Raw genomic sequence first — 2314 nt, 5'->3', positions numbered from 1 at the left:
GCGCGACTCCCCATAACCCAAAAGACCAAAACAACACCGCACAACAAAACAAACTCTCAAAAAACTCCAAAAAAACTCAAAACAAAGCCAGTGAACCGGGAAAATAACCAAAGCCCAACGCGCCCTGCCCGCATTTCCCCCCGACTCACAACGACTCGCAGCTTGAGTCGCTGGGTTTCAAAGGATTACCCGCCACCGCCCTCACAGGCTGAATCAGCATCAGGAGCGAATTAGACCCACAACAGAAAAACGGCGGCCCCCATTCGCGCCGCCGTCTTCGACATTATATATAAGGTGCTGTTCACGCAGCGCCTTCGCGCCGTCCGGTCAGCTTGGGAAATCGCAACGGCAACCGTGTGGCCAACAGCGCGAGGATCAGCGCAAAGTAGATCAGCGGTTCTGCCTGCCAGGTCTTGACCAGCATCACGTAATGCAGCCCGCCAAGAAACACCGCCAGGTAAACCAGCTTATGCAACTGACGCCAATTCCTGCCCAGCTTTCGCACGGACCAATTGTTCGACGTGATCGCCAGCGGCAGCAGGATCAGGAAACTGACCATGCCGATGGTGATATAGGGACGCTTCAGGATGTCGGCCCAGATCTGCGACAGGATCTGCACGTCGAGCACCAGCCAGACCAGCAAGTGACAGGCAATATAATAGAAGGTCAGCACGCCGATGGCGCGACGAAAGCGGATCAGGTTCAGACCGAAAAACCGACGCAGCGGCGTGATCGTCAACCCGGCGATCAGAAATTGCAGTCCCAACTTGCCCAGCTCATGCTCCAGCTCTTTCACCGGGTCCACACCCAGCCCACCGGTCAGACCGAGATAAAGCAGGACAAATGGCGGCAACAGCCCGATCAGATAGACGGCCCAGACCGGAACACGGCGTGTGGCGCGATTGAGGCGGTCAACGATACTCATGAGCAACACTCCTTGCCATCTTGGATCGGGGGGCACGGCACGGTGCCATAAGAACAGAACACGCAGCAATCGCCAGGCGCCGGACGCAGCACCACGTCACAGCCCTTGCACTGGTAAAAGAACATACAGGCATCGAGCGGCATTTCTTCCGGTTCCTCATGCCCACATTCCGGGCAGGTCAAAACTGAGAACCGCTCTGCCATGATCAGAAGTTCGCCTTCAGATCCATGCCCGCATACAGAGAGGCAACTTCGTCTTCGTATCCATTGAACATCAGGGTCGGCTGGCGCTTGGCGAACAACCCGCCGCCGATCTTGCGCTCGGACGCCTGCGACCAGCGGGGGTGACTGACAGTCGGGTTCACATTGGAGTAGAACCCATATTCCGAAGGTTGCAGCATATTCCAGGTGGTGGGCGGTTCCTTGTCGGTCAAGGTGATCCGAACAATCGATTTGATCGACTTGAACCCGTATTTCCACGGCACCACCAACCGGATGGGCGCACCGTTCTGTTTCGGCATGTCCTCACCGTAGATACCGGTGGCCATCAAGGTCAGCGGATGCATCGCCTCATCCAGACGCAGCCCTTCACGGTAGGGCCATTCAATACCGCTTGAACGCAGGCCCGGCATTTCATCCGGGCGCACTGCGGTTTCAAACGCCACATATTTGGCGCCGGATTGCACCCCGGCCCGGTTCAGAAGCTGGTTCAGTTCAAACCCGTTCCACGGGATGACCATCGACCACGCCTCGACACAGCGGAACCGATAGATCCGCTCTTCGATGCTAACCTTGGAGAGGATGTCCTCCAACCCATAATTGCCCGGCTTGTCGACCATCCCGTCAATCTGGATTGACCAGGGCGCAGTGATCAGGCGGTGCGCATAGGTGGCGGGATCACCTTTGCCGGTGCCAAATTCGTAAAAGTTGTTATAGGCGGTGATATCTTCCAATGAATTGGGTTTGTCATTGGTGGAATACTTTCCCGCCGCCACTGCGGGGCCGGCAATGCCCCCGATGGCTGTGCCCAGCGCCACAGAGCCGATCCCCTTCATCAGCTGGCGTCGGTTCAGAAAATCCGCCTTGGGCGTGACATCGGAATATTTCAGTTTGGACGTGTAAGCCATCGGGGCACCTTTTTCTGTCTGCTGCAAAAGAGGTAGTGCATCATGTCACGGATGCCAAAGCACATCACCTCACGTCCGCGTTGGCGCATTGTAACAATCCATCCTTATTACCCGCCTGTATCAATCACTGCGGTTTCTAACAGGCTGCTGAAATAGTCCTGCCTCGACAGCGGTTTGAGAACATGATTCACCATCCGGGATGGTTACGGCGGGGGGGTATGATGCGCGGAACGGACGAGACGAGCGGGTCGCTGTTCAGCTAT

General features: G+C 56.5%; 3 protein-coding genes. All 3 read right to left on the bottom strand.

The window, feature by feature from the left end; all coding sequences use genetic code 11:
- Window positions 1-301 precede the first annotated feature (301 nt).
- The 3 genes from msrQ to msrP are packed head-to-tail and all read right to left on the bottom strand — an operon-like array spanning window position 302 to window position 2051.
- Complete coding sequence (gene msrQ / locus AKJ29_RS15770; RefSeq protein ID WP_175502321.1) at window positions 302-925, bottom strand: protein-methionine-sulfoxide reductase heme-binding subunit MsrQ; 624 nt, start codon at window positions 923-925, stop codon at window positions 302-304.
- On the bottom strand, window positions 922-1128 hold the full coding sequence (locus AKJ29_RS20210; RefSeq protein WP_055192508.1) for a GDCCVxC domain-containing (seleno)protein: 207 nt from the start codon (window positions 1126-1128) through the stop codon (window positions 922-924). The genes msrQ and AKJ29_RS20210 overlap by 4 nt, the downstream gene beginning before the upstream one ends.
- A 2-nt stretch (window positions 1129-1130) precedes the next feature.
- Window positions 1131-2051, bottom strand: coding sequence for a protein-methionine-sulfoxide reductase catalytic subunit MsrP (gene msrP / locus AKJ29_RS15760; protein WP_055192507.1), 921 nt, complete (start codon window positions 2049-2051; stop codon window positions 1131-1133).
- Window positions 2052-2314 lie beyond the last annotated feature (263 nt).

Origin of the sequence: Aliiroseovarius crassostreae, from assembly GCF_001307765.1 — a bacterium.
In the GTDB taxonomy this organism is placed as follows: Bacteria; Pseudomonadota; Alphaproteobacteria; order Rhodobacterales; family Rhodobacteraceae; genus Aliiroseovarius; species Aliiroseovarius crassostreae.
This window is presented reverse-complemented; position numbering and strand designations above follow the sequence as displayed.